Origin of the sequence: Pantoea brenneri (genome assembly GCF_038594305.1) — a bacterium.
Classification (GTDB): Bacteria; Pseudomonadota; Gammaproteobacteria; order Enterobacterales; family Enterobacteriaceae; genus Pantoea; species Pantoea brenneri.
The window spans coordinates 133,196-158,050 of sequence record NZ_JBCGBG010000007.1; the positions used below are offsets into that span (position 1 = coordinate 133,196).

Here is a 24,855-nt window from a genome sequence, read left to right on the forward strand (position 1 = left end):
GTTTGTAGCGCTGATGCGGTGGTGGCGCGGCGATCGATTAACCGCGTGGCGAGTGGCGTTTCACCAGAGGAAAAGAAGGCGGTCCTGAGCCCGGCGGGCGGCCGCGCGCTGCCGCAGGACCGCCGCCAGAGGTCAGTTAATCGGCCAGAGATGATCAATGATCAGCTGCACCGAACGGTTCCCGCGATATTCATTGATATCCAGTTTGTAGGCCAGCTCGACCTGACGTACGCTGGTGTCGGGCCACAGTGTGGTATCGACATTGAAGGCGATGCCATCAATCAGCGGGCCGCCGCCCAGCGGTTCCACCATCACTTTCAGATGCCGCTCGCCGACCAGCCGCTGCTGTAACAGCTTAAATTTGCCGTCGAACGCTGGCTCCGGGAACGCCTGGCCCCAGGGACCCGCTTCACGCAGCATCTCAGCGGTCTGCAGGGAAAATTCCTGCGGCTGCAGCGCGCCATCGGACCAGATGATGCCCTGCAGCGATTCGCCATCCAGCCATTCGCCGACCAGTTCGGCAAAACGCTGGCGAAACTCCTCATAGCGTGCGGTTTCCAGCGACAGTCCCGCCGCCATTGCATGGCCGCCAAACTTCAGCATCAGCCCTGGATTCAGCGTATCGAGCCGCTCCAGCGCATCACGCAGATGCAGACCGGCAATCGAGCGGCCGGAGCCTTTCAGCGTGCCGTCACCGGCTGGCGCAAAGGCAATCACCGGGCGATGGAAGCGCTCTTTCAGCCGCGAGGCCAGAATCCCGACCACGCCCTGATGCCACTCCGGATGATAAAACGCCAGCCCCAGCGGCAGGTCGCTCTGCTCACGTTCCAGCGCCTGACACAGCGCCAGCGCTTCGCTCTGCATGCCCTGCTCAATCTCTTTACGCGTCTGATTCAGCGCATCCAGTTCGCTGGCTAACATCCGCGCCTGGCTGAGATCGTCGGTCATCAGTAACGCCACCCCGACTGACATATCATCCAGCCGCCCTGCCGCATTGAGCCGTGGTCCAAGCGCAAAGCCGAGATCGCTGGCCGCCAGCTGGCGCGCATCGCGGTTGGCAATCTCCAGCAGCGCACGAATGCCGGGACGGCATTTACCGGCGCGAATCCGGCTCAGTCCCTGCCACACCAGAATGCGGTTATTGACGTCGAGCGGCACCACATCGGCCACCGTGCCAAGCGCCACCAGATCCAGCAGTTCAGCCAGATTGGGTTCGCTGCGGGTTGTGCCAAACCAGCCCTGCGTCCGCAGATAAGCGCGCAGGGCCAGCATCAGATAAAAGGCGACGCCGACACCGGCCAGCGCGCGGGAAGGAAAATTGCAGTCCGCCAGGTTAGGATTGACGATCGCTTCCGCCGCCGGCAGGGTCTCACCCGGCAGGTGGTGATCGGTGATCAGCACCGGAATGCCGTGCTGATGTGCACATTCCACGCCAGCATGCGACGAGATGCCGTTATCCACCGTCAGGATCATCGCCGCACCGCGCGCACGCGCCTGTTCAACCACTTCCGGGCTGAGACCATAGCCATCTTCGAAGCGGTTCGGCACCAGATACTGCACGTTGCTGCCGCCCATGCTGCGCAGCGCCATCACCGTCAGCGCGGTACTGGTCGCGCCGTCGGCATCAAAATCGCCCACCACCATAATGCGACGGCCATCGAGCAGCGCCTGATGCAGCAACGCTACCGCGCTATCGATTCCGCTCAGCGCCTGGAACGGCAGCAGGTTTTTCGCGCCGCGCTCCAGCTCAGCCGCGTCGCGTACCCCGCGCTGCAGATAAAGACGTTTCAGCAGCGGCGGCAGGGTTGCCGGCAGCGCATCTTCGACCGTCACCTCACGGCGACGCAGTTCCACTTCGTTTTTTACCACCGATTAACCACCACGTTTTTGATTATCCAGTACCTGCTTCAGCTCCTGCGGACCCTGATAGCCCGGAATCATCATGCCGCTGTCGGTCAGGATGGCTGGCGTGCCCTGAATGCCAAACAGCACCCCGAGCTTGTAATGCTGTTCAATATTGATTTTGCAGCTGTCAGGCGCGGTCATTTTCGGCGCATCGCCCTTCATCGCATCATCAAAGGCTTTATTACGATCGGCGCTGCACCAGATCGCTTTCATCGCGCCTTCAATCTGACCATGCAGTCCTTCACGTGGGAACGCCAGGTAGCGCACGGTGATACCCAGCGCATTGTAGTCCGCCATCTGCTCATGCAGTTTGCGGCAGTAGCCACAGGTAATGTCGGTAAACACCGTCACCACATGCTGCTCTTTCGGTGCTTTGTAGACGATCATTTCCGGCACCAGCGCCTCGACTTTTTTATCGAGCAGCTTATTGGTTACGTTGACCGGTTGCGCACCGCTGACGTCATACAGCGGGCCCTGAATCATGTGTTTGCCATCATCGGTCACGTAGAGCACACCGCTTTCCGACAGCACGGTTTTAAAGCCCGGCAGCGGCGATGAGGTAATCTCAGTCTGATTTAAGCCGAGCTTTTTCAATGATTGCTGAATGGCGCTGTCATCGGCCTGCGCCAGACCGGAAAAGGCACTGGCTAACAGCGCCAGCATGGCAAAATGCTTGTTCATCTCTTTCCTTATTCCCGCAGATCAGGCCCGCGGATGATGTTGTTGATGCAACTGACGCAGGCGCTCGGTGGCGACATGCGTATAAATTTGGGTGGTGGAGAGATCGCTGTGTCCCAGCAACATCTGTACGACACGCAGATCGGCACCGTGGTTCAGCAGATGGGTAGCAAACGCATGGCGCATCACATGGGGCGACAATTTTTCACTGTCGATGCCGGCCAGCGTGGCGTAATGCTTGATGCGGTGCCAGAAGGTCTGCCGCGTCATCTGCTGCGCCCGGTTGCTCGGGAACATCACGTCCAGCGTCTGTCCGTTGAGCAACCACGGACGCCCATGTTCCAGATAATGCTCCAGCCAGTAAACCGCTTCTTCACCTAACGGCACAAGTCGCTCTTTATCGCCTTTGCCGATTACCCGCACCACACCCTGGCGCAGGCTGATATCACTCAGCGTCAGGCCGACCAGCTCAGAAACACGCAAACCGGTGGCGTAGAGTAACTCCAGCATCGCTTTGTCGCGCAGCTCCAGCGGGATGTCGATATTTGGTGCCTGTAGCAAGCGTTCAACCTGCGCTTCACTGAGATCTTTCGGCAGCCGCTGCGGCAGTTTTGGTGCCGATAACAGCGCACTGGGATCGTCAGCGCGCAGCTTCTCGCGGTAGAGGTATTGAAACAGGCGGCGCATAGCGCTCAGCAGCCGGGCTGAACTGGTCGCCTTGTAACCGCCCTCCAGCCGCTCGGCCAGAAACTGCTGCAGATCCAGCGGCATCACGCTGAGCAGCGTCAGGTTATGATGCGCCAGCCAGCTGGTCAGCGTCTGGAGATCCTGGCGATAGGAGGAGAGAGTATTCTGCGCCAGATTGCGTTCAATCCAGAGCGCATCGAGAAACTGTTCAGTCAGTTCGCTGTCTTGCACGTTATCCCCGCCGTTCGCTGTAAAATCATGCTCATTATGCCTGATTCAACGGCGCTTCTGGTACAATTGCGCCAAAGTCAGTATTTACAGAGTGTTATCTGCATGAAAATCGGCCTTTTTTACGGTTCCAGCACCTGTTACACCGAAATCGTAGCGGAGAAAATTCGCGATTTTATTGGCGAAGAGCTGGTCACCCTGCACAACGTCAAAGATGACGATCCGCGCCTGATGGAACAGTACGATCTGCTGATCATGGGCATCCCGACCTGGGATTTTGGCGAGTTGCAGGAGGACTGGGAAGCGATCTGGCCACAGCTGTCGACCCTGAATCTGCGCAATAAGATTGTGGCGCTGTATGGTATGGGCGATCAGATTGGCTACGGTGAATGGTTCCTTGATGCGCTCGGTATGCTGCATGAGCTATTGCAGCCGATGGGGGTGCGTTTTGTGGGTTACTGGCCGCTGGAAGGGTACGAGTTCACCAGCCCGAAACCGCTCAGTGCCGATGGGAAGCAGTTTGTCGGTCTGGCGCTCGATGATGTGAATCAGTTTGAGGTCACCGACGAGCGCGTCGAGCAGTGGTGCGAGCAGGTGTTAACGGAAACCGCCGAACTGCTGTAATCGCAAAACGGTGTGGTCCGGCAGGTGGCTTTTGGCCCTGACGCCGCAACTGATGCCGCTAGTGACGCCGTCAGTGTTGCACCTCGCTGAAACAGCAGGCGCGTAACGCCCGCCATTCGCCAGGCTGCATATTGTCCTGCATCAGCCACCAGCGCAGCGTCTTGCCCTGCTCGCTTTTCGCCACCAGCAGCACGCCAAACGGCAACCAGCGCAGCGGCTGAGTCGGCCGCCAGCGTGTACCCTGCCAGCACCAGATTTGCGCACTTTCCCGTTGAAGCGAACCGCGCCGCTGACTGAGCCGTCGATGATTACGCCAGCCTTCGGCCAGCAGCAGTCCGATCATCGCCAGTTTAATCAGCCATCCGCTGACCGGCAGCGTCAGCAGCAATAGAGCCGTTACCGTCACCCCCAGCCAGACGCCCAGCAGGCCGCGCGCCAGGCGGGATGGCCGCAGCTTACATTGCCACGGGGCCGCGTTCACGGTTACGCTGCTGAATCAGGTTAACCATCCGCTTCAGCTCAGGATCGCTGGGTTCACCGTGGTTCATCAACCAGTTAAACAGGTCGGGATCGTCACTCTTCAGCAGCGCGATAAACACCTGCTTATCGGTGTCGTTCAGGCTGTCATATTCATATTTAAAGAACGGCATAATAGCGACATCCAGCTCCAGCATGCCACGGCGGCAGGCCCACTGAATTCGTGATTTATCATTGATATCCATGCGTCAGTTTCCACAGTTCACAACATGGCGGCTAGTGTAACCTGGATTGTGGCGGGCTGCAGGCGCAGCGCAACACACTGTGCAATCGGCCGCAAAGCAAGCCGCATTTTTTCAGGGTTATCACGCGATTTGTGCGCCGTTATCGGTAAACAGGTTGCATTGCCAGTCGGCTCTTTTAACATTGAGGATATCTTTTCGGATGAACCCTCTTACTCAGGATATCTCCATGCCAACCTTTACCTTACCGCCGCGCCAGCCTGCAGCCTCGTCCCGTCTGCCGTTAACGCTGATTTCACTGGATGCCTGGGCGCTGGTTTCCGTCTTCGGTCCCGACAGTACCTCCTACCTGCAGGGTCAGCTGACGCTGGACGTCGCCGCACTGGATGCTGCGCACCATCTGCCCGCCGCCCACTGTGATGCTAAAGGCAAGATGTGGAGCAACCTGCGTCTGTTCCATCGTGGCGAAGGCTACGCCTACCTGGTTCGTCGTGAACTGCGCGACACCCAACTGAGCGAATTAAAGAAATATGCGGTGTTCTCTAAAGTGACGCTGGCGGCCGACGATGAGGCAGTGTTACTCGGCGTGGCTGGTTTTCAGGCACGCGCTGCGCTGGCCAACCTGTTTGAACAGCTGCCCGACAGCGAAACCCCGGTGGTGCAGCAGGGAGAAACGACGCTGCTGTGGTTCGCGCATCCGGCAGAGCGTTTCCTGATCGTTACCTCGCTGGCCCAGGCCGAATCACTGCAGCAGAAACTGGCGGATGATGCACAGTTAAATGATAGTCAGCAGTGGCTGGCGCTGGACATTGAAGCCGGCATTCCGGTGATTGATCCCGCCACCAGCGTGCAGTTTATTCCCCAGGCCACCAACCTGCAGGCGCTGGACGCCATCAGCTTTAAAAAAGGCTGCTATACCGGTCAGGAGATGGTGGCGCGGGCCAAATACCGCGGTGCGAACAAACGCGCGCTCTACTGGCTGGCGGGCCAGGCCAGCCATCTGCCAGCGGCAAATACGGCGCTGGAACTCCGGATGGGTGAGCGCTGGCGTCGTACCGGCAGCGTGCTGGCGGCAGTGCAGCTGGATGACGGTGTCAGTTGGGTGCAGGTGGTGATGAATAACGATCTGGAGCCGGATAGCGTGCTGCGGGTTGAGGGTGATGAAGGCGGACAGCTGACGATTCAGCCGCTGCCCTACTCGCTGCAGGAAGAGTAACCACTCAGGCACGCAGCCGCATAAGCTGCGTGCCTGCCCGGCGATTACTCCGTTTTCTGCGTCATGTTCAGCAGAGTGCGGATGTTTTGCGCCGTGGTGGCGATAATGTCGATGGCACCGGTACGCAACGCACCGAGAATCGCCATGGCTTTGGTGTTCTCTGAGGCGATGGCGATAACGCAGGGGATCTTGCGCAGCTCATCAATGCTCAGACCAATCACCCGATCGTTCATTACGGTATCGACGTGCTGTCCCTGCGAATTGAAAAAATCATAGCCGGCAATATCGCCCGTCACGCCCTGATTCAGACTGGCGTCGATAATTTCATGCGGCGTAAACCAGCCTAATTTCACCATATAGCTGTTTTCATTCATGTCGCCAATGCCGACCAGGGCAAAGTCGGCTTTGCGCGCCCGATCCAGCGTCTCTTTAATCGTGCCGTTTTGCATAAACGCCTCTTTCAGCGCCCGATCTTCAACATAAGCCGGGGCGTAGAGCGTTTCGCTGATGCCACCAAATTTCTTCGCCAGACGACGGCTGATATGGTCGGCATTGATCGCATCACCGGGGCGGTGCGTGCCGCCGATACCGCTGATAAAGTGACAGTTACGCGTCGGTACCTGACCCGGATGGTCGGCGACAGCCGCCACATTGCGTCCCTGCCCGACCGCCACGACCGAATTCTCTTTAAGTGATTGCTCCAGCCAGGAGGAGACCAGCGCCGCCACCTGACGTCGCTGCTCATCGTTGTCCTGCAGGTCGAGGGCGATCAGCGCGCGCTGTAAGTGGGGGAAGCGGTCTAGCAGCTGTTGCTCAAGACGGGTACTGAACACCGGGTGGTAACGCACGTTGATTTCAACAATGCCCTCTTCCCTGGCGCGCTTCAGCAGCCGTCCGACTTTGATGCGTGAAATGCCAAACTTACGCGCAATCTCTTCCTGGGTAATTTCGTCCTGATAATAGGCGACTGCGATTTCGGTCAGCAGTTCGGAGTCCTGAGAAAGCGTGTGTTTTTCCATGCGTTATCTGTCTCGCAGTGAGTTACCTGACTAAGCACAGGCGTTTCAGGAGGGAATTTATACCATTGATACGGCTCACCTCGCCAGGCATTGACGCGGCGAGCCGCTAGCAGTGTCACAGATTAGCGACGAATCGCGTCGATTTTCAGCATGCGGGCAATCACGATATCCAGCTCTTTCTGCTCGAAAATCTGCTTCCAGTCAGGCTTCACAATCTTCTCGCGTCCATACTCCATGGCGATCATGCAGGCATCAGAGAACGGATTGGTGGCGCGGAACGCCACCGCCAGCGCAATCTGGATATGCCCGTAGAGCATTGCCTTTGCGGCCTCTTCCGGTACGCCACTGTGCTTAACCGTTTCGTCCAGCGCCTCTTTCATAAAGGCCCCGACCATGCAGGCAACGGTCTCCACCAGCGTCGGCTCAAGGTAGGCCAGCTGCGTTACGGTCACCCAGTGCACCTGCTCCACCGGACCATACATCACGCGGATAACCTTGCTGAGTTCGTCGCGCTGCGCCTCACTGCCCGCTTCCCAGGCGGCGGCCACATGCTGAATAGCTGCAATTCCGCCAAACGCGTCGGCGTGCTCTTCTTTGGTGTAGCGCTCAAGGAAGACGGACGGGTGACACGGATGCGCCACCGCATAGTCGATATCGTCACGCTGGAAGATCAGGTTGGCATAAGCGGCCGCCGGATCGAGCGTTAACAGTACCGCGCCTGGCTTCATCTGCGGCACGACCGCTTCAGAGACCTTACCCAGCACGATGTCCGGCACCGCCAGAATGACGACGTCGCTTAACGGCACCACCGAATCGGCATCTGAAAGCTCACGGCCCTGTTGAGTAACCTGCTGCTGTGCAGCGGGTGAATTCTCGCAGTAAAAGACCTGGTAATCGCTTTTCTGGAAGTTGGCTGAAATGCGCATGCCCATTTTGCCGCCGGCGCCAATCACAGTAAGGGTTTTCAGTTGTTTCATTATTATTACTCCCGATTTTGTTTACTACGTAAGAATTCCACGCTGCGCGCTGTCCACTCCGCCTCACGCTGACAGGTGGTAGCGGCGTCCTCCTGCCATGGCAACCAGTGTTCAATAATCTGGTTAATGCCCCTTTCGGCCGGGCGCACGCTGGCGATCATCTGGTCATAATCCAGTAAGCCTTCGCCCATCGGGCAACCGGCATAGGTAAAGCCAACCCAGCCGTCACGCCGGGTAAAGGCAAAGTCTTTGATGTGAAGATTGCCGACACGTGCCGCAGTCTGCGCGATAACCTGTTCAGGTAACTCCAGCCCGGCGACGCAGTTGGCCGGATCGAGACAGACCGCCAGCCACGGCGATGAAAAGCGGTTAATCACAGACATCAGGTCAGCGGTTTTGACCTGCTCGTAGGTTTCAAGACATAGGCACACCTGCTGACGTGCGTAGTCCGGCAGCACGCTGGCGATCAGCTGTGCCGCTTGCTCCAGCGACGGTCGATGGCTGGCGGTATAGAACATGGAGCGCACCACCTGCGCGCCGAGCAGCTGTGCCAGCTGCAGATAGCGTTGCAGATGGGCGGTATCCAGCCCGCGAGTCCCCAGCTCCAGCGTGATGCCCAGCGCATCAGCCCGCTGACGCAACCGTTGCAGGTCAGCATCCGACCAGCTCTCAATCGCCGGATAATCACAAATCTGGAACAGCGACAAATCCAGCGCGGCGGTCTGCTCCAGCATCTGCTCCAGCGTCAGCGGCTGCGGGACACGCTCTGACATGCGCCAGAAAAAGGCATAGGTGCTGAGTCCGATCTGGCTCATGAGAGACGCTCCGCCAGCAACGCGCTGGCCTCATCGATAATCTGCGCCAGCGCGGCAGGATCATGGGCAAAGCGGCCGAGGAACAGGCCGTCAACCGCGCCGCCAAGGCGCTGAATCAAGCCGGGGCCGGCGCTGCCGCCGTAGATCACCTGCAGGGTAATACCCGCAGGCGACGGCAGCTCGCGTAGCCCTTCACAGACCGCGCGGATGTAGTGATCCGGAGCAGGTTGCGGTGCGCCAATCGCCCACTGTGGTTCCCAGGCGAAAAATAGCGTACCGGTCAGCCCCTGCTGCTGCGCCAGCGACAGCGCCTCGGCCAGCTGCTGCTGACACAGGGCGATCGCCTGTGACGGCTCACACTGTTGCGTTTCACCGATGCACAACACCGGGGTCAGGCCGTGGCGGAGCGACATCGCCACCTTGGCGGCAATCTGCGCGGCATCTTCATGGAAATGGCGGCGGCGTTCGGCGTGACCAATCTCAGCCAGGCTGCAGCCGAGTTCCTGCAACATGCTGGCACTGACTTCGCCGGTCCAGGCACCGTTTTCGGCCTGGCAAACATCCTGGCCGCCAACGCGCACCGGGGTATCGGCAAAGATAGCGGCAACCGCCGGAATCGCCGGATAGGCAGGCAGGACGAACAGCCCGATATCGCCACGCTGAATCGCCGGATGTCGACGCGCCAGCGCGGCGACTTCGTGGCACCAGTCGAGAGTTTGCTGGTAGCTGAAGTACATTTTCAGGCTGACACCCAGCCACAGAGCAGGTTGTGTCATGCTCAGACTCCCTGCCCGGCGGTCGCGTGATCTTTCAACAAATCAGCCACCGTATTAACAATCATTGCCAGCGAAATGGCGCCTGCATCGGGCGTACCGAGACTTTTTTCGGCCAGCGGACGGGCGCGACCCATTTTAGGCAGCAGTTGTGCCGTGGCCTGCGCCGCCTGGTCAGCCACGCGCGCAGCTTCGTGCCAGGCGTCCGTCAGCGAGGCACCGCGTGCGACGGCCGCATTCAGGCTGTCGCTGAACGGCACCAGCACATCAACCATGGTCTTGTCGCCGACCCGCGCTTTACCAAAGTGCTGAATCCCTTCCTGCGCCTGTCGTACGCCTCTGGCGATTCGCGCAGCGTCCGGCGTCTGATTATCACCGATAGCGGTTCCGATGGCGGTCAGCGCTACGCCCCACAGTGCGCCAGAGGTGCCGCCCGCTTTGTCTGCCCAGGCATCCGCAGCACGGCATAACAGCGTGCCGGCACCGGCGCCCCGGGCTGCGACCTGACGCGCCTTTTCCACCGCGCCCAACACGCCGCGTTCCATGCCGATGCCGTGATCGCCATCGCCGGCGACCGCATCAATATCTCCCAGTTTTTCGGCGTTGCGTTGCAGCATCGTGGCCACCGCCTCCAGCAGTTGCAGCACCTGTTGTGCGCTCTGCTGTGAGGCGGCGCTGGCGACAGGCAGACTCTCTTCCGCCTGCGCCTGCGTGGCCTCCTGACCCAGCGGTTCGGCAACGATAACGCTGCCTTTGCGATAGGCCGGCGCATTCGCCGGGGCGCGCCAGAAGGTTTCCAGCTCATCATCCAGCCACATCAAGGTCAGTGAGGCACCGGCCATATTGAAGCTGGTGACGAATTCACCGACGTCCGGCTCGACGATCTGCAGCCGCGCCGCCTCAAGCAGTTGCGCCACCCGCCGGTAGACCACAAACAGCTCTTCATATTTCACCGTGCCGAGACCGTTAAGAATTACCGCCACCCGCTGTCCCGCCGTCTGGCTGACGCCCGGCGGCAGTTCGCTGAGCAGCCGGCTGACAAAGATGTCAGCCATCTCATCGGCGGTTGGCACCTCCGTCTCTTTGATGCCCGGTTCGCCATGAATCCCCAGGCCCAGCGCCATCCGCCCTTTTTCAACTTCAAACAGCGGATGTGATGCGCCGGGTAAGGTACAGCCAGAAAATGCCACGCCAAATGAACGGGTGCGGTTATTGGCATGCTGCGCCACCCGCAGCACCTCCGGCAGCGCATAGCCTGCTTCTGCGGCGGCACAGGCGACTTTGAATACCGTCAGATCCCCCGCCACCCCGCGCCGCTTTTCAATCTCGTCGATGCCGGCGCTGGAAATGTCGTCGGTGACCGCCAGAATGTCGCACGGAATACCCTCGCCGCGCAGACGCTCACAGGCCTGACCGAAATGCAGCACGTCACCGGCGTAGTTGCCAAACATCAGTAATACGCCGCCGCCATTGTTTGCCGCGCGGGCCACATTATAAATTTGCTGCGCCGACGGCGAGGCGAACAGGTTGCCCATTGCCGCGCCGTGCGCCAGACCCTGCCCAACCAACCCGGCGAACGCCGGATAGTGGCCGGAGCCACCGCCGACCACCACCGCCACGCTGCCCGGCTGGCTGCGGGTGTTGCGTACCACTCCGCCAGGCACCTGACGCACTTTATCGGCATTGGCGGCCACAAAGCCTTCAATCAGTTCAGCCGCGAAGGCTGAAGGTTGGTTAAACAGGTAAGTCATGGTAATTGCTCCTGTGCTAGAGAGGTCGGTTCCTGCTGGCGACTGCGATTCAGCAACAGCATCAGCACCGCTGACAGCAGCATAAATCCGCCCACCACAAACATCGGTACGGTGTAGCTGCTGGTTGCATCGTGCAGCGCGCCAGTGATATAGCCCGCCGAGAAGCCTGCGACATTGCCCAGCGTATTGATCAGGGCGATAGCGGCCGCGGCAGAGGCACCGGTCAGAAACTGCGTCGGTAAGGTCCAGAAATTGGGTAAGGCGGCAAAGATCGAGCTGGCGGTAATCGCAATCACCATGATGGTGGTGAACGGTGAGTCCATGAACAGCGCCAGCGGCACGCTGATACCACCGGTCACCGCCGGGATAGCGATATGCCAGGTTTTGCAGCCACGACGTGAGGCGTCACGGGACCAGAAGAACATCACGACCGCCGCAATCAGATAAGGGACGCCGGTGATCAACCCTTTCTGCATCACATTGAAGGTGGTGCCGAACTGCTGCTGGAAGCCGCCGATGATGGTCGGCAGGAAGAAAGCCAGCGCGTACAGGCCATAGATAAAACCGAAGTAGATCAGACACAGCATCCAGACCCGACCATTACCCAGAATGCTGCGGACGCCCTGGTGTCCGGTGTGCTGCTTGGCCTGATGCTCAGCATCCAGCTCACGGGTCAGCCAGTTTTTCTCATCCGCCGTCAGCCATTTCGCCTGCCGCGGTGAATCCACCAGCCAGAACAGCGCCACAATGCCGATCAAAATCGCCGGAATCGAGACGCCGAGGAACATCACGCGCCAGCCAGCCAGTCCAAACAGGCCATGCTGTTCAATGAAGGACGCTGCCAGCGGTGCGCCAAATACCACGGTCAGCGGCTGCGCCAGGTAAAAAAGTGACAGAATTTTGCTGCGATGGCGCGCCGGTACCCACATGCTGAGATAGAGGATTGCGCCCGGGAAAAAGCCCGCCTCGGCGATGCCCAGCAGCAGGCGCAGGGTATAGAGCCCATTAATGCTGCTGACCCAGGTGAACAGCAGCGACACGATACCCCAGCTGATCATGATGCGCGCCAGCCATCTGCGGGCACCAAAGCGATGCAGGGCCAGGTTGCTCGGCACTTCCAGCAGGATATAGCCGATGAAAAAGATACCGGAGGCGAGGCCGAACTGTACGGCAGTCAGGCCGAGGTCCTGCGTCATGCCATTCGGCCCGGCGAACGAAATTGCCGTACGGTCGAGGAAGTTGATAAAAAACATCAGGGCGACGAACGGCACCAGTCGCCAGGAGATCTTACGAATCGCGGATTGCTCCACTGCGGTCATTGTGGTTTGGGTCACGACGCACCTCCGGTCCGGGCGCGATTAAAGAGAGTGTCAGGTGTTGGCAACGCACGCGGTGCATTGTCGAAGCAGGTGCAAAAAACAGAGCCTGGGTAATCCATGTGCGAGTCCTCGATGGGTCTTCTTGTACATTGGTATCACTACGCGAACAAATGAACAGTACACGTATAATTGAGCAGCTCTCAACTGCAACAATGAGATCTGTGATCCTCTTCAAACGAATTAAATCTGGTGCACTTTTCAGATAAAACGCCGAATGCGCCGCGCTGTGCGGCGTGAAGGCCGCCTTTGCCTGCGCTTCACGGTCGAATTGCCTTTCCAAACAAATGAAATAGACTTGAACATATGAACAGAAGTGTGTCAGGCTGATGCTGAACATTTTTGCGCCTGCTGTTGCATGGCGGGCTGAGCGGGTAACTTGCTGGAGAAGACGATGAAAACGATCGCGATTGGCGCCGATGATGCGGCGATTGAGCTGAAAAACCTGATTAAACGTCATCTGGAAGAGAAGCAGTACGAAGTGGTGGATTACAGCAATGACGCCCGTAATGACCGGCCGATGTATCCGGATGTGGCGTTTGCGCTGGCAACCGCTATCCAGCAGGGGAAATATGAGCGTGGAATTCTGCTGTGCGGCACCGGAATCGGGGTGGCGATTGTCGCCAACAAAGTCCCCGGCGTCCGTGCGGCCCAGTGCCACGACACCTTCTCTGCTGAGCGCGCCCGTAAAAGTAACAATGCCCAGGTGATGACGATGGGCGCACGCGTGGTCGGGCCGGAGCTGGCGAAAAGTATCGTCAACGCCTGGCTGGCGTCAGAATTTGAAGCCGGCGGCTCGAGCGCTAAAGTCGATAAAATTGAGTACTACGAGCAGGCCAGCCTGAATAAGTAAGCCGCCTTTGCTGTGCGGGCGAAGTCAGTCAACTCAGGGCTTCGCCCGATCCCCCTTACCGACACCACCAGAAATGCGACGCTGCTTTCGCAGGGAAAAGTGTGCCCGCCATGGCGCTGCAGACCTGATTATGGAGTGAAAAATGAACCCCTTAGAGGCGTTGAAACAGTACACCACCGTGGTCGCCGACAGCGGCGATATCGAGGCGATACGTCGCTATCATCCGCAGGATGCCACCACTAATCCGTCACTGATTCTGAAAGCGGCGACCCTGAGCCGCTACCAGCCACTGATTGAAGAGGCGGTGAATTACGCCAGAACACAGGGCGGCAGTAAACAGACGCAGATCATCAATGCCTGCGATCGGGTGGCGGTCAATCTGGGCGTGGAGATCCTGAAAAGCGTGCCGGGCCGTGTTTCGACCGAGGTCGATGCGCGGCTCTCATTTGACCGCGGCATGTGCGTCACCCGGGCTGAAAAGCTGGTGCGGATGTATGAACAGCAAGGCGTCGACCGCTCACGTATTCTGATTAAGCTGGCATCAACCTGGGAAGGGATCCGTGCGGCTGAAACGCTGGAGCGCAACGGCATTCAGTGCAACCTGACGCTGCTGTTTTCCTTCGCTCAGGCGCAGGCCTGTGCCGAAGCGGGGGTGTTCCTGATTTCGCCGTTTGTCGGACGCATCTCTGACTGGCATCACAGCCGCAATCCGCAGGCGGAATACGCAGCGCAGCACGATCCGGGCGTGGTATCGGTTCGCAATATTTACCACTACTACAAATCTCACCGCTATCAGACGGTGATTATGGGGGCCAGCTTTCGTAAAACCGAACAGATCCTGGCCCTGGCCGGTTGCGATCGGCTGACCATCTCGCCTGAGCTGCTGCAGAGCCTGGAAAACAGTAATTTGCCGGTGACGCGCCAGCTGACGCCTTCGACTGCGGTGTCGAATCCGCCCTCGCCTCTGACGGAAGCGCAATTTCGCTGGCTGCATAATCAGGACGCGATGGCGGTCGATAAGCTGGCAGAAGGCATCCGCCAGTTCGCACTCGATCAGCAAAAGCTGGAAGATATGCTCGCGTCACAGCTCTGATCGCGGCCAGGCGGAGGATCGCTCCGCCTGGCTATCCGACATAAAAGTAAATCGCGCAGAAGTGACAGACACAGCCGCCCAGTACAAACCCGTGCCAGATAGCATGATTGAATGGAATGCGGCGCGCGACGTAGAAAATGACCCCAAGCGAATAGATGATGCCGCCGATTGCCAGCAGCCAGATACCGCCGGGTGCCAGCGTCATCGCCAGCTGATACACCACGATCAGCGACAGCCAACCCATGCAGAGATAGGTTACCAGCGACAGCACTTTAAAGCGGTGCGCAATGGTCAGCTTAAAGATGATGCCGGCCAGTGCCAGGCTCCAGATCACCGCCATCAGACCGTAGGCCAGCGGCGACCTCAGGCCCACCAGCAGGAAAGGCGTATAGGTGCCGGCAATCAACAGGTAGATAGCGCAGTGGTCCAGCTTTTTCAGCCAGGGTCTGGCCCGTCCGTTGGGAATGGCGTGATAGAGCGTTGAGGCCAGGAACAGCAAAATCATGCTGCCGCCGTACAGGCTGTAGCTGGTGATCGCCATGGCATCTGCGCCCGTCTCCCTCGCCTGGTTAAGCATTAATACCAGTGCGACAACGCCAAACAGACAGCCCAGCCCATGACTGATGCTATTGGCAATTTCCTCGGTCAGTGAGTAGCCCGTTGAGGGTAAACGCGTGGTGGTCATAAGGTGTCCTGAAAGTGAAGCGATACAAAAAAAACCTTATCCAGAGTAGCCAACATCGGTTTCGGTGTACACATGTACGCTGAAATTAATCTGTGAAACCTTGTAACGGGCAAACCAGCCGATGAATCTGGTAAACTGCGGGCTGGTCAACTGTACAATGAGCCACCCATGTTTTCGCACCGCGATCTCGCCCGCCTTAACGACCTGGAAATGCAGGTTTATCAGTTCATCATCAAACATCGTGAACGTGTCAGCTATATGACCATTCGCGAGCTGGCCGAGCAGGCCGCGGTCTCCACCACTACCGTGCTGCGATTTTGCCGCAAGATGCACTGTGAAGGCTGGTCGGAATTCCGTATCCGGCTACGGTTAACCGAGCAGCAGACTGCGCCGCAGGTTAATACCGCCAGCGTCAATGAGATGCTGAGTTTTTTTAAAAGTATTAATAACCCGGAGTTCGAGCAGATCATTGCCCAGGCGGCGCAAAAGATTAATCGGGCGGAGCGGGTATTTTTTATTGGCGTCGGCACCTCAGGCAGCCTGGCAAAATATGGCGCCCGTTTCTTTTCCAATTTGGGTAAATTCAGCCACGCGATTGACGATCCCTATTATCCGGTCAGCCCTGATCTGTATGAAAATGCGATTGCGATTATTTTATCCGTCTCCGGCGAGACCGAAGAGATTCTGCGCATTGCCAGCCAGTTCAGCCTCAACAAGTGCAAAATCATTGCCATCACTAACACCGAGAGCTGCTCGCTGGCGAAAATGAGTGATTTCAGCCTCTGCTATCACGTCCCGATTATTCGGATGGCTGATAATTCAGACATTACGACGCAGGTGCCGGTCACCTATATTATTGAAGCGATTGGCCGCCAACTGGGTAAATAAAACAGCCTGTTTTTCTGATGTAACAGATCACATTACTGGCGCGCTGTTATATCGTGACTTTCATTATTGCCTTGCTAAACTCATTCCAATTTCAATATCCGTAATGGGGTGAAGCATGAGTGCAGAATTGCAGTTACCAAAAGGGTTTCTTTGGGGCGGAGCGGTGGCAGCGCATCAGGTTGAAGGCGGCTGGGATCAGGGCGGCAAAGGCGTCAGCATCGCTGATGTGCTGACCGGCGGTTCACACGGCGTCGATCGGGTGATTACCGACGGTGTCCAGCCCGGCAATTTCTATCCTAACCATCAGGCCGTTGAGTTCTACTCACACTATAAACAGGATGTCGCGCTGTTTGCCGAAATGGGCTTCAAATGCTTCCGCACCTCAATTGCCTGGACCCGCATCTTCCCGAATGGCGACGAGCAACAGCCAAACGAGGCTGGCCTGCAATTCTACGACGATCTGTTTGATGAACTGCTGAAGTACGGCATTGAACCGGTCATCACCCTCTCCCACTTCGAAATGCCCTATCACCTGGTGAAACAGTACGGCGGCTGGCACAACCGCAAAGTGGTCGATTTCTTTGTGCGTTTCAGCGAAGTAGTGCTGAATCGCTATAAAAACAAAGTGAAATACTGGATGACCTTTAACGAGATCAATAACCAGCGCAACTGGCAATATCCGCTGTTTGGTTACTGCTGCTCTGGGGTGATCTTTACCGAGCATGAGAAGCCTGAGCAGGCGATGTATCAGGTAATGCACCACCAGTTTGTCGCCAGCGCTAAGGTGGTCAAACTCGGTCATGCTATTAATCCTGACTTCCGGATTGGCTGTATGATCGCCATGGTGCCGGTCTACCCATTCTCCTGTCATCCTGATGATGTGGTGCTGGCGCAGGAAGCGATGCATCAGCGTTACGTGTTCAGTGATGTGCAGATGCGCGGCTACTATCCGACCTACACGCTGAAAGAGTGGGCGCGTAAAGGCTATGAGATCCAGATGGAAGCGGAGGACGCCGACACGCTGCGTGAAGGCTGTGCGGACTACGTCGGTTTCAGCTATTACATGAGTAATGCCGTGAAGACTGATGCCAGCGGCGTGGACGATCCGATCACCGGTTTCGAAGGCGTGGTAAAAAATCCACACGTTAAAGCGTCAGACTGGGGCTGGCAGATTGACCCGGTCGGCCTGCGTTACGCGCTTAACGAGCTGTATGAGCGTTATCAGAAACCGCTGTTTATCGTAGAAAACGGTTTTGGCGCAATCGACAAGCCAAACGCCGCGGGCGTGATTGAAGATGATTACCGTATCGATTATCTGCGCGCCCACATCGAAGAGATGAAAAAGGCGGTGACGCACGACGGCGTGGAATTAATGGGCTATACGCCGTGGGGCTGCCTGGATTGCGTCTCCTTTACCACCGGCCAGTACGATAAGCGTTACGGCTTTATTCACGTCAATAAAAACGACGACGGCAGCGGCGATTTCTCCCGTTCGAAGAAGAAAAGCTTTAACTGGTATCAGCAGGTCATCGCCAGCAACGGCGAAAACCTGTAACGGATGACGCCGCGGCTGAAAAGCGGCGGCGCTGTCGGTTAGCGTCCGCCGGCGGCATCAATGATGCTGCCGGTGACATAAGAGGCCGCCTCGCTGGCCAGCCAGACGATCGCTTCTGCCACCTCCTCTGCCTGCCCGCCGCGGCCCATCGGGATTACACTGGCGAGGCGATCAACCCGGCCTGCTTCACCCCCGTCGGCATGCATCTCGGTATAAATGAATCCCGGACGAACCCCATTTACCCGAATCCCCTGCTGCGCGACTTCCAGCGATAACCCTTTGGTCAGCGTATCCATCGCCCCTTTAGAGGCGGCGTAATCGACGTACTCTCCCGGTGCGCCAAGCCGTGAGGCGGCTGACGAGACGTTAACAATCGCGCCGCCCTGACCGCCGTGATGGGTGCCCATACGTTTTACTGCTTCGCGGCTGCAGAGAAAGGTGCCGATGACGTTAGTGGCAAACACTTTGTGCAGGCGTGCTGCATCCAGCTGCTCGACCCGGCACTGCTGAAACAGAATCCCGGCGTTATTGACCAGCAGCGTCAGCGGCGCTGGCTGTTGATCGAGCTGCGCAAACATCGCCATCACCTGGGCTTCATCAGCAATATCTGCCTGCAGCGCAAAGGCCTCGCCGCCCTGCTGCTGAATCTCTGTCACCACCTGCTGTGCTTCTGCCTCGCGCTGGCGATAATTGACCGCCACCCGATAGCCTCTGGCCGCCAGTAATAACGCCGTGGCGCGTCCGATACCGCGGCTGCCGCCGGTAACCAGTGCTAATTTCATTTCGCCTCCAGATAAAAAAGGGCCGACGAATCGGCCCTGCTCAGATTTGCTTAGCGGCTATGCGATTGGCGTGAGTTACTGATAGTCGCTCATTGGTACGCAGGAGCAGAACAGATTGCGGTCACCAAACACATCATCCAGACGTTTTACCGTCGGCCAGTATTTGTTGTGGCTGCCCGCCGGGAAAACCGCCAGTTCACGGCTGTAAGGATGCGTCCACTCGCTGACGATTTCCAGTTGGGTATGCGGCGCATTCACCAGTGGGTTGTCTTCCAGCGGCCATTCGCCCGCCGCGACCCGGTCGATCTCCATACGAATAGAGAGCATCGCATCAATAAAGCGGTCCAGCTCGATTTTGCTTTCCGATTCGGTCGGCTCCACCATCAGCGTGCCCGCGACCGGGAACGACATGGTTGGCGCATGGAAACCGTAGTCGATCAGGCGTTTGGCAATATCCAGTTCGCTGATGCCGGTCTGCTCTTTCAGTGGCCGGATATCAAGAATACATTCGTGCGCCACCCGACCATCACGGCCGGTATAGAGCACCGGATAGGCGGACTGCAAACGACTGGCAATATAGTTGGCATTCAGGATCGCGACTGAACTGGCCTGCTTCAGCCCTTCTGCTCCCATCATGCGGATGTACATCCAGCTGATCGGCAGAATAGAGGCGCTGCCAAACGGGGCCGCTGACACCGCTCCCTGCTGGGTTAATACGCCATCGATCTGCACCACGCTATGGCCCGGAACAAACGGTGCCAGATGCGCTTTTACGCCAATCGGCCCCATTCCCGGTCCGCCGCCGCCGTGCGGGATACAGAAGGTTTTATGCAGGTTAAGGTGCGAGACATCCGCGCCAATATAGCCTGGCGTGGTGATACCGACCTGGGCATTCATGTTTGCGCCGTCGAGATAAACCTGACCGCCGTACTGATGCACAATCTGGCAGACTTCGCGGATGGTCTCTTCATAAACGCCGTGCGTTGACGGATAGGTCACCATGATGCAGGAGAGTTTATCGCCCGCCTGTGCCGCTTTCTCACGCAGATCGCCGAGGTCGATGTTGCCCTGTTTGTCACAGGCCACCACTACCACATCCATGCCGGCCATCTGGGCCGACGCCGGATTGGTGCCGTGCGCCGAGCTGGGGATCAGGCAGAGGTGACGGTCGCCCTGATTGCGGCTTTCATGATAACGACGAATTGCCAGCAGACCGGCATATTCGCCCTGTGCACCAGAGTTCGGCTGCATGCAAAGCGCATCGTAACCGGTGAGCTGCACCAGCCACTGTGACAGCTGACCGATCATCTGCAGATAACCGCTGGCCTGTTCTGCCGGGCAGAACGGGTGCAGTTCGGCAAATTCCGGCCAGGTAATCGGGATCATTTCTGCCGCGGCGTTGAGCTTCATGGTGCAGGAGCCCAGAGGGATCATCGCTTGATTCAGCGCCAGATCCTTTTTCTCCAGGCTGTGCATGTAGCGCATCATCTCTGTTTCACTGTGATGACGGTTGAACACCGGATGGGTCAGAATATCGCTGTGGCGCTGCAAACCGGCTGGAATCGACTGGCTCTCCAGTGCGACTTCGCTGTCGAGCTTATCCAGATCCAGGCCGTGCGCATCGCCCAGCAGAATGGCGAACAGCGCCAGAATATCTTCACGACGGGTGGTTTCATCCAGCGTGATGCCAACAGCATGGTGAATATCGCTTCGCAGGTTGACGCCAAAGCTCTGAGCGCGGTTCAGGACCGCCGCTTTGTCTGTTACTTCAACCGTCAGCGTATCGAACCAGTGCTGATGACGCAGCGTCAGGCCGCCTTGTTGCAAGCCCGCCGCCAGAATGTTGGTAAAACGATGAATACGTGAGGCAATGCGTTTCAGTCCGGCCGGACCGTGGAATACCGCATACAGGCCAGCGATATTCGCCAGCAGCACCTGTGAGGTACAGATGTTGGAGTTGGCCTTTTCACGACGGATATGCTGTTCACGGGTCTGCATCGCCATGCGCAGCGCGGTATTACCGGCGGCATCGCGGGAGACGCCGATGATGCGCCCCGGCATTGAACGTTTATGCTCATCGCGGCTGGCGAAGAAGGCCGCATGAGGGCCACCGTACCCCATCGGCACGCCGAAGCGTTGTGCCGAGCCAAAGACAATATCGGCACCCTGCTTGCCTGGCGCTTCCAGCAGGACCAGCGACATGAAATCCGCTGCGACGCTGACCACCACTTTGCGGGCTTTCAGTCCGGCAATCAGCGCGCTGTAATCGTGCGCTTCACCGGTGGTGCCAACCTGTTGCAGCAGCACGCCAAACAGATCGTCATGATCCTGCGCTTTTTCAGCCCGATCGATAATCAGTTCAAAGCCAAAAGTTTCGGCACGGGTCCGCACCACATCCAGCGTTTGCGGATGAATATCATCGGCAATAAAGAATTTGTTGGCATTTTTCAGCTTGCTGACGCGTCTGGCCATCGCCATCGCTTCTGCCGCAGCGGTCGCTTCGTCCAGCAGCGAGGCCGAGGCGATATCCATGCCGGTCAGATCGAGGGTCACCTGCTGGAAGTTTAACAACGCCTCCAGTCGTCCCTGCGAAACTTCCGGCTGATACGGAGTATACGCGGTGTACCAGCCTGGGTTTTCCAGCATATTGCGCAGGATAACCGGTGGGGTGATCACCGCGCTATATCCCATCCCGATCCAGGATTTGTAACGCAGATTCTGGCTGGCAATCGCTTTCAGTTCAGCCAGCGCCTGTTGTTCCGTCGCCGCTTCACCCACGGCTGGCGGGCCGGGCAACTGAATGTCGGCCGGGACAATCGTGCCGATTAACGCCTCCAGCGAGGGGGCGCCAATCGCCTCAAGCATCATCGCTTGCTGCTCGGGTGAAGGACCGATATGGCGCTCAATGAATGCACCGTTGTGTTCAAGCTGGCTGAGAGTCTGAGTCATTAGCAGTAAATCCTGAATCGGGCTGGGGAACAGAGAGTGCAAACAGAAATCTGCGGCCTCTGCGCGAGGCCGCCTGACGATTACTCGTCGATAGAGGCTTTGTAAGCATCCGCGTCCAGCAGCGTGTCAATTTCAGACTCGTCGCTGGCTTTGATTTTGAATAACCAGCCGCCGTCATAAGGTTCGCTGTTGACCTGCTCTGGCGAATCGGACAGAAGATCGTTAACCGCAACAATCTCACCGCTGATCGGTGCATAGATGTCGGAGGCCGCTTTGACTGATTCGGCGACTGCACACTCTTCACCAGCAGCAAAGGTTGCGCCGACTTCAGGCAGATCGACAAACACCATGTCACCCAGCAGTTCCTGCGCATGTTCGGTGATGCCTACGGTATAAGAACCATCTTCTTCTTTGCGCACCCACTCGTGGCTGTCGCGGTACTTCAACGTATTTGGCACATTGCTCATTGGCCATTTCTCCTGAATAAAATTTACTGGGCGACCGGTTTACCGGCGCGGACAAAAATCGGTCGGGTAACCTTTACCGGCATCTGGCGGTTACGGATCTCAACGATGGCGGTGTCGCCGATACTGGCTGGCACGCGTGCCAGGGCAATGCTGTAACCCAGAGTGGGCGAAAACGAACCGCTGGTGATGATCCCTTCCTGTGGCTCGCCCTGATCGTCGGTAAAGCGCACGGGCAAGCCGTTACGCAGCACGCCTTTTTCGGTCAGGATCAGCCCGACCAGTTTTTCGGTGCCGCGTTCACGCTGTAACGTCAGCGCTTCACGTCCGATGAAGGCCCGATCGGCCGGCTCCCAGCTCACCGTCCAGCCCATGTTGGCAGCCAGCGGTGAAACGCTTTCATCCATTTCCTGACCGTACAGGTTCATGCCGGCTTCCAGCCGCAGCGTGTCACGTGCACCGAGACCCGCAGGTTTTACTCCGGCGGCCAGCAACCGCTGCCAGAAATCGGCCGCCTCGTCTGCCGGTAACGCAATCTCATATCCCGCTTCGCCGGTGTAGCCGGTGGTGGCAATAAACAGCGCCTCCGCCTGTACGCCGAAGAACGGCTTCATCCCGGATACCGCCTGCCGTTGTGTCTCGCTGAACAGCGTCTGCGCTTTCTGCTGGGCCTGCGGCCCCTGTACGGCAATCAGCGCCAGATCGTCACGTTCGGTCAGCGTAATGCCGTAGCCCTGCGCATGTTCAGCGATCCAGGCGAGGTCTTTCTCCCGCGTTGCGGAATTCACCACCAGCCGGAAAAAGTCTTCGCTCATAAAGTAAACAATCAAATCATCAATGACGCCACCTGATGCATTCAGCATGCCGGTATAGAGCGCCTTGCCGGGCTGAGTCAGTTTTGCCACGTCATTTGCCAGCAGGTAGCGCAGAAATTCGCGGGTACGCGGGCCTTTCAGGTCAACAATGGTCATGTGGGAGACATCAAACATGCCGGCGTCATTACGCACCGCATGATGCTCATCCATCTGGGAGCCATAGTGCAGCGGCATCATCCAGCCATGAAAATCCACCATGCGAGCGCCGCAGGCCTGATGCTGTTCAAACAGAGGTGTTTGCTGAGTCATAACCATCCTGTGCAGAAGCGAGTGAGTACCAAAGCGCGCCGCAAACCCTGCCGACGCAAACGTTCTCTTTAGGCTGACGTTACCACCGAACCTGGCGATTAACCATAAGCAAACCGGGGTCGAAAGCTGATGCACAGCCTAACCAGGATTAATCACCGACAGGATAAAAAACTGCAATTTTGTGATTAATCACGCAATAAATGTAGGAAGGTTAAATAAACGCAGCAAATTTATGCGAGAAGCCGTTCAGGATGTTAAAAAAATGCGGTACTCGCCGATGCACCGAATAAGAAAAAGTAATGCGAATTGAGCGGCAAAATTAGAATAAATCAAACGAGGGGCGATAGTGGTGCGGCGCTGCCTTGTGATGGTGCAGAGTGGGTTTCGGACAGAAAAAAAGCCAGCAAATGCTGGCTCGGGAGTGGGTTTCGGACAGAAAAAAAGCCAGCAAATGCTGGCTCGGGAGCGGGTCAGAGCGGGTTCAGCGTAGCCACGCCGGCAGGTCATTCAGGCCCATCGCCTGCTTCAGCATCAGCGGTTTAACGCCCGGCAGGCTGTCTGCCAGCTTCAGGCCGACATCGCGCAGCAGTTTTTTTGCCGGGTTGTTACCGGCAAACATCTCACGGAAGCCCTGCATGCCGGCCAGCATCAGCGCGGCGCTGTGCTTACGGCTGCGTTCGTAGCGGCGCAGATAGAGGTGCTGTCCGATATCTTTGCCTTGCTGATGCAGCCGGCGAATTTCACCGATCAGTTCAGCCGCGTCCATAAAGCCCAGGTTCACGCCCTGTCCTGCCAGCGGATGAATGGTGTGGGCCGCATCCCCGACCAGCGCCAGGCGGTGCGCGGCAAAATTTCGGGCATAGCGCGCCGTCAGAGGAAACGATTTGCGCTCGCTTTCCAGCTGGCACAGACCAAGCCGCATATCAAACGCCACCGACAGCTGCTGATTGAATAACGCTTCCGGCATACTTTCCAGCCGGCTCGCCTCCTGCGGTGACAGCGACCAGACAATCGAACTCAGATGCGGGTCCTGCATCGGCAGGAAAGCCAGAATACCGTCGCCATGGAACACCTGACGCGCTACCGCATCGTGCGGCATCCCGGTGCGGACGTTAGCGACCAGCGCGTGATGATCGTAATCCCAGAAGGTCAGCGGGATATCGGCTTTGTTACGCAGCCAGGAGTTGGCTCCGTCAGCCGCAATCATCAGACGCGCGGTTAACATATTGCCATCCTGCAGGGTAATAAAGGCTTCGTTATCGCCAAACGCCACCTGCTGCAGCTCGGCGGATGCCATCAGCGTCACGTCGCTGCAGGCGCTGGCGCGTTGCCACAGGGCGCGATGAATCACCGGATTTTCGATAATATGGCCCAGGTGAGACAGCCCCTGCTGCTGATCGCCAAAGGCGATGGTACCGAAACTGTCCTTATCCCACACTTCCATACCGTGATACGCACTGGCACGCAGCGAGAGAATGGTCGACCAGACATCCAGCTTCTGTAGCAGACGCTCACTGGCCGCATTGATAGCCGAGACGCGAATCGAGGGTGTATCACTCAGGCTGGCTGGCGGCTCGGGAGATTTTTCCAGTACCGCGATGCGCAGTCCGCTGCCCTGCAGGCCACAAGCCACTGCCAGTCCGACCATACCGCCACCGGCAATCACCACATCAAAAGTTTGCATCAAAGCCTCT

General features: G+C 57.8%; 24 protein-coding genes. 6 read left to right on the top strand and 18 right to left on the bottom strand.

The window, feature by feature from the left end; genetic code table 11:
* Positions 1 to 132 precede the first annotated feature (132 nt).
* The 3 genes from recJ to xerD are packed head-to-tail and all read right to left on the bottom strand — an operon-like array spanning position 133 to position 3,501.
* On the bottom strand, positions 133 to 1,869 hold the full coding sequence (gene recJ / locus AABB92_RS20125; RefSeq protein WP_046289225.1) for a single-stranded-DNA-specific exonuclease RecJ: 1,737 nt from the start codon (positions 1,867 to 1,869) through the stop codon (positions 133 to 135).
* Positions 1,870 to 1,872: 3 nt separating this feature from the next.
* On the bottom strand, positions 1,873 to 2,586 hold the full coding sequence (dsbC, locus tag AABB92_RS20130; RefSeq protein WP_031376210.1) for a bifunctional protein-disulfide isomerase/oxidoreductase DsbC: 714 nt from the start codon (positions 2,584 to 2,586) through the stop codon (positions 1,873 to 1,875).
* A gap of 21 nt (positions 2,587 to 2,607) precedes the next feature.
* A complete protein-coding gene (xerD, locus tag AABB92_RS20135; RefSeq protein WP_031376211.1) occupies positions 2,608 to 3,501 on the bottom strand; it encodes a site-specific tyrosine recombinase XerD in 894 nt (297 codons plus the stop codon).
* A 102-nt stretch (positions 3,502 to 3,603) separates the two neighbouring features.
* Between xerD and fldB the strand changes: the two genes are divergently transcribed.
* On the top strand, positions 3,604 to 4,122 hold the full coding sequence (gene fldB / locus AABB92_RS20140) for a flavodoxin FldB (protein ID WP_031376212.1): 519 nt from the start codon (positions 3,604 to 3,606) through the stop codon (positions 4,120 to 4,122).
* 70 nt (positions 4,123 to 4,192) lie between these two features.
* Here the strand turns inward: fldB and AABB92_RS20145 are convergent, their stop codons facing one another.
* Both AABB92_RS20145 and sdhE read right to left on the bottom strand, forming a co-directional pair.
* On the bottom strand, positions 4,193 to 4,603 hold the full coding sequence (locus AABB92_RS20145; RefSeq protein ID WP_031376213.1) for a protein YgfX: 411 nt from the start codon (positions 4,601 to 4,603) through the stop codon (positions 4,193 to 4,195).
* Positions 4,578 to 4,844 carry an FAD assembly factor SdhE gene (gene sdhE / locus AABB92_RS20150; protein ID WP_031376214.1) on the bottom strand — a complete coding sequence of 89 codons (267 nt, stop codon included), beginning with the start codon at positions 4,842 to 4,844 and terminating at the stop codon, positions 4,578 to 4,580. The genes AABB92_RS20145 and sdhE overlap by 26 nt, the downstream gene beginning before the upstream one ends.
* Positions 4,845 to 5,070: 226 nt before the next feature.
* Between sdhE and ygfZ the strand changes: the two genes are divergently transcribed.
* Positions 5,071 to 6,057, top strand: a complete 987-nt coding sequence (ygfZ, locus tag AABB92_RS20155; protein WP_031376215.1) for a tRNA-modifying protein YgfZ — start codon at positions 5,071 to 5,073, stop codon at positions 6,055 to 6,057.
* Between the two features lie 44 nt (positions 6,058 to 6,101).
* Here ygfZ and AABB92_RS20160 read toward each other — a convergent pair whose 3' ends face one another.
* From AABB92_RS20160 to AABB92_RS20190, 7 genes are all read right to left on the bottom strand, one after another.
* The gene (locus tag AABB92_RS20160; protein ID WP_046289226.1) at positions 6,102 to 7,076 is read right to left on the bottom strand and encodes a sugar-binding transcriptional regulator; all 975 of its coding nucleotides are present in this window, start codon (positions 7,074 to 7,076) and stop codon (positions 6,102 to 6,104) included.
* Between the two features lie 122 nt (positions 7,077 to 7,198).
* The gene (locus tag AABB92_RS20165) at positions 7,199 to 8,056 is read right to left on the bottom strand and encodes a phosphogluconate dehydrogenase C-terminal domain-containing protein (RefSeq protein ID WP_152659107.1); all 858 of its coding nucleotides are present in this window, start codon (positions 8,054 to 8,056) and stop codon (positions 7,199 to 7,201) included.
* 2 nt (positions 8,057 to 8,058) lie between these two features.
* Complete coding sequence (locus tag AABB92_RS20170) at positions 8,059 to 8,868, bottom strand: sugar phosphate isomerase/epimerase family protein (RefSeq protein WP_031376217.1); 810 nt, start codon at positions 8,866 to 8,868, stop codon at positions 8,059 to 8,061.
* Complete coding sequence (locus AABB92_RS20175) at positions 8,865 to 9,644, bottom strand: triose-phosphate isomerase family protein (RefSeq protein WP_031376218.1); 780 nt, start codon at positions 9,642 to 9,644, stop codon at positions 8,865 to 8,867. Before AABB92_RS20175 ends, AABB92_RS20170 begins: the two co-directional genes overlap by 4 nt.
* A 2-nt stretch (positions 9,645 to 9,646) precedes the next feature.
* On the bottom strand, positions 9,647 to 11,392 hold the full coding sequence (locus AABB92_RS20180) for a dihydroxyacetone kinase family protein (protein ID WP_046289227.1): 1,746 nt from the start codon (positions 11,390 to 11,392) through the stop codon (positions 9,647 to 9,649).
* A complete protein-coding gene (locus AABB92_RS20185) occupies positions 11,389 to 12,711 on the bottom strand; it encodes an MFS transporter (protein WP_236566406.1) in 1,323 nt (440 codons plus the stop codon). The genes AABB92_RS20180 and AABB92_RS20185 overlap by 4 nt, the downstream gene beginning before the upstream one ends.
* A complete protein-coding gene (locus AABB92_RS20190) occupies positions 12,680 to 13,108 on the bottom strand; it encodes a hypothetical protein (RefSeq protein WP_161797052.1) in 429 nt (142 codons plus the stop codon). The genes AABB92_RS20185 and AABB92_RS20190 overlap by 32 nt, the downstream gene beginning before the upstream one ends.
* A gap of 54 nt (positions 13,109 to 13,162) precedes the next feature.
* Between AABB92_RS20190 and rpiB the strand changes: the two genes are divergently transcribed.
* Complete coding sequence (gene rpiB, locus AABB92_RS20195; protein WP_031375748.1) at positions 13,163 to 13,621, top strand: ribose 5-phosphate isomerase B; 459 nt, start codon at positions 13,163 to 13,165, stop codon at positions 13,619 to 13,621.
* Positions 13,622 to 13,763: 142 nt separating this feature from the next.
* Positions 13,764 to 14,714 carry a transaldolase gene (gene tal, locus AABB92_RS20200; RefSeq protein ID WP_031375749.1) on the top strand — a complete coding sequence of 317 codons (951 nt, stop codon included), beginning with the start codon at positions 13,764 to 13,766 and terminating at the stop codon, positions 14,712 to 14,714.
* Positions 14,715 to 14,745: 31 nt separating this feature from the next.
* Here the strand turns inward: tal and trhA are convergent, their stop codons facing one another.
* Complete coding sequence (gene trhA / locus AABB92_RS20205; RefSeq protein WP_031375750.1) at positions 14,746 to 15,399, bottom strand: PAQR family membrane homeostasis protein TrhA; 654 nt, start codon at positions 15,397 to 15,399, stop codon at positions 14,746 to 14,748.
* A 168-nt stretch (positions 15,400 to 15,567) separates the two neighbouring features.
* On the opposite strand from trhA, the gene AABB92_RS20210 reads away from it, so the two are divergent.
* Together AABB92_RS20210 and AABB92_RS20215 are read left to right on the top strand one after the other, a co-directional pair.
* Positions 15,568 to 16,287, top strand: coding sequence for a MurR/RpiR family transcriptional regulator (locus AABB92_RS20210; RefSeq protein WP_031375751.1), 720 nt, complete (start codon positions 15,568 to 15,570; stop codon positions 16,285 to 16,287).
* A 115-nt stretch (positions 16,288 to 16,402) separates the two neighbouring features.
* Positions 16,403 to 17,842: a 6-phospho-beta-glucosidase gene (locus AABB92_RS20215; protein ID WP_046289228.1), complete on the top strand. Its 1,440-nt coding sequence runs from the start codon at positions 16,403 to 16,405 to the stop codon at positions 17,840 to 17,842.
* 38 nt (positions 17,843 to 17,880) lie between these two features.
* Here the strand turns inward: AABB92_RS20215 and AABB92_RS20220 are convergent, their stop codons facing one another.
* The 5 genes from AABB92_RS20220 to ubiI form a co-directional block, all read right to left on the bottom strand.
* Complete coding sequence (locus tag AABB92_RS20220; RefSeq protein ID WP_046289229.1) at positions 17,881 to 18,624, bottom strand: SDR family oxidoreductase; 744 nt, start codon at positions 18,622 to 18,624, stop codon at positions 17,881 to 17,883.
* A 75-nt stretch (positions 18,625 to 18,699) separates the two neighbouring features.
* Positions 18,700 to 21,573 carry an aminomethyl-transferring glycine dehydrogenase gene (gcvP, locus tag AABB92_RS20225; RefSeq protein WP_046289230.1) on the bottom strand — a complete coding sequence of 958 codons (2,874 nt, stop codon included), beginning with the start codon at positions 21,571 to 21,573 and terminating at the stop codon, positions 18,700 to 18,702.
* 80 nt (positions 21,574 to 21,653) lie between these two features.
* A complete protein-coding gene (gene gcvH, locus AABB92_RS20230; RefSeq protein WP_031375752.1) occupies positions 21,654 to 22,040 on the bottom strand; it encodes a glycine cleavage system protein GcvH in 387 nt (128 codons plus the stop codon).
* Positions 22,041 to 22,063: 23 nt separating this feature from the next.
* The gene (gcvT, locus tag AABB92_RS20235; RefSeq protein WP_031375753.1) at positions 22,064 to 23,161 is read right to left on the bottom strand and encodes a glycine cleavage system aminomethyltransferase GcvT; all 1,098 of its coding nucleotides are present in this window, start codon (positions 23,159 to 23,161) and stop codon (positions 22,064 to 22,066) included.
* Positions 23,162 to 23,642: 481 nt separating this feature from the next.
* The gene (gene ubiI / locus AABB92_RS20240) at positions 23,643 to 24,845 is read right to left on the bottom strand and encodes an FAD-dependent 2-octaprenylphenol hydroxylase (RefSeq protein WP_031375754.1); all 1,203 of its coding nucleotides are present in this window, start codon (positions 24,843 to 24,845) and stop codon (positions 23,643 to 23,645) included.
* Positions 24,846 to 24,855: the final 10 nt, after the last annotated feature.

Coding starts and splice junctions, on each gene's coding strand:
- AABB92_RS20185 (WP_236566406.1), bottom strand. CDS start 12,711: ATGACCGCAGTGGAGCAATCCGCGATTCGTAAGATCTCCTGGCGACTG.
- AABB92_RS20215 (WP_046289228.1), top strand. CDS start 16,403: ATGAGTGCAGAATTGCAGTTACCAAAAGGGTTTCTTTGGGGCGGAGCG.
- fldB (WP_031376212.1), top strand. CDS start 3,604: ATGAAAATCGGCCTTTTTTACGGTTCCAGCACCTGTTACACCGAAATC.
- rpiB (WP_031375748.1), top strand. CDS start 13,163: ATGAAAACGATCGCGATTGGCGCCGATGATGCGGCGATTGAGCTGAAA.
- trhA (WP_031375750.1), bottom strand. CDS start 15,399: ATGACCACCACGCGTTTACCCTCAACGGGCTACTCACTGACCGAGGAA.
- AABB92_RS20160 (WP_046289226.1), bottom strand. CDS start 7,076: ATGGAAAAACACACGCTTTCTCAGGACTCCGAACTGCTGACCGAAATC.
- ygfZ (WP_031376215.1), top strand. CDS start 5,071: ATGCCAACCTTTACCTTACCGCCGCGCCAGCCTGCAGCCTCGTCCCGT.
- sdhE (WP_031376214.1), bottom strand. CDS start 4,844: ATGGATATCAATGATAAATCACGAATTCAGTGGGCCTGCCGCCGTGGC.
- AABB92_RS20210 (WP_031375751.1), top strand. CDS start 15,568: ATGTTTTCGCACCGCGATCTCGCCCGCCTTAACGACCTGGAAATGCAG.
- AABB92_RS20220 (WP_046289229.1), bottom strand. CDS start 18,624: ATGAAATTAGCACTGGTTACCGGCGGCAGCCGCGGTATCGGACGCGCC.
- AABB92_RS20180 (WP_046289227.1), bottom strand. CDS start 11,392: ATGACTTACCTGTTTAACCAACCTTCAGCCTTCGCGGCTGAACTGATT.
- AABB92_RS20170 (WP_031376217.1), bottom strand. CDS start 8,868: ATGAGCCAGATCGGACTCAGCACCTATGCCTTTTTCTGGCGCATGTCA.
- AABB92_RS20175 (WP_031376218.1), bottom strand. CDS start 9,644: ATGACACAACCTGCTCTGTGGCTGGGTGTCAGCCTGAAAATGTACTTC.
- ubiI (WP_031375754.1), bottom strand. CDS start 24,845: ATGCAAACTTTTGATGTGGTGATTGCCGGTGGCGGTATGGTCGGACTG.
- gcvH (WP_031375752.1), bottom strand. CDS start 22,040: ATGAGCAATGTGCCAAATACGTTGAAGTACCGCGACAGCCACGAGTGG.
- AABB92_RS20190 (WP_161797052.1), bottom strand. CDS start 13,108: ATGTTCAGCATCAGCCTGACACACTTCTGTTCATATGTTCAAGTCTAT.
- tal (WP_031375749.1), top strand. CDS start 13,764: ATGAACCCCTTAGAGGCGTTGAAACAGTACACCACCGTGGTCGCCGAC.
- dsbC (WP_031376210.1), bottom strand. CDS start 2,586: ATGAACAAGCATTTTGCCATGCTGGCGCTGTTAGCCAGTGCCTTTTCC.
- gcvP (WP_046289230.1), bottom strand. CDS start 21,573: ATGACTCAGACTCTCAGCCAGCTTGAACACAACGGTGCATTCATTGAG.
- gcvT (WP_031375753.1), bottom strand. CDS start 23,161: ATGACTCAGCAAACACCTCTGTTTGAACAGCATCAGGCCTGCGGCGCT.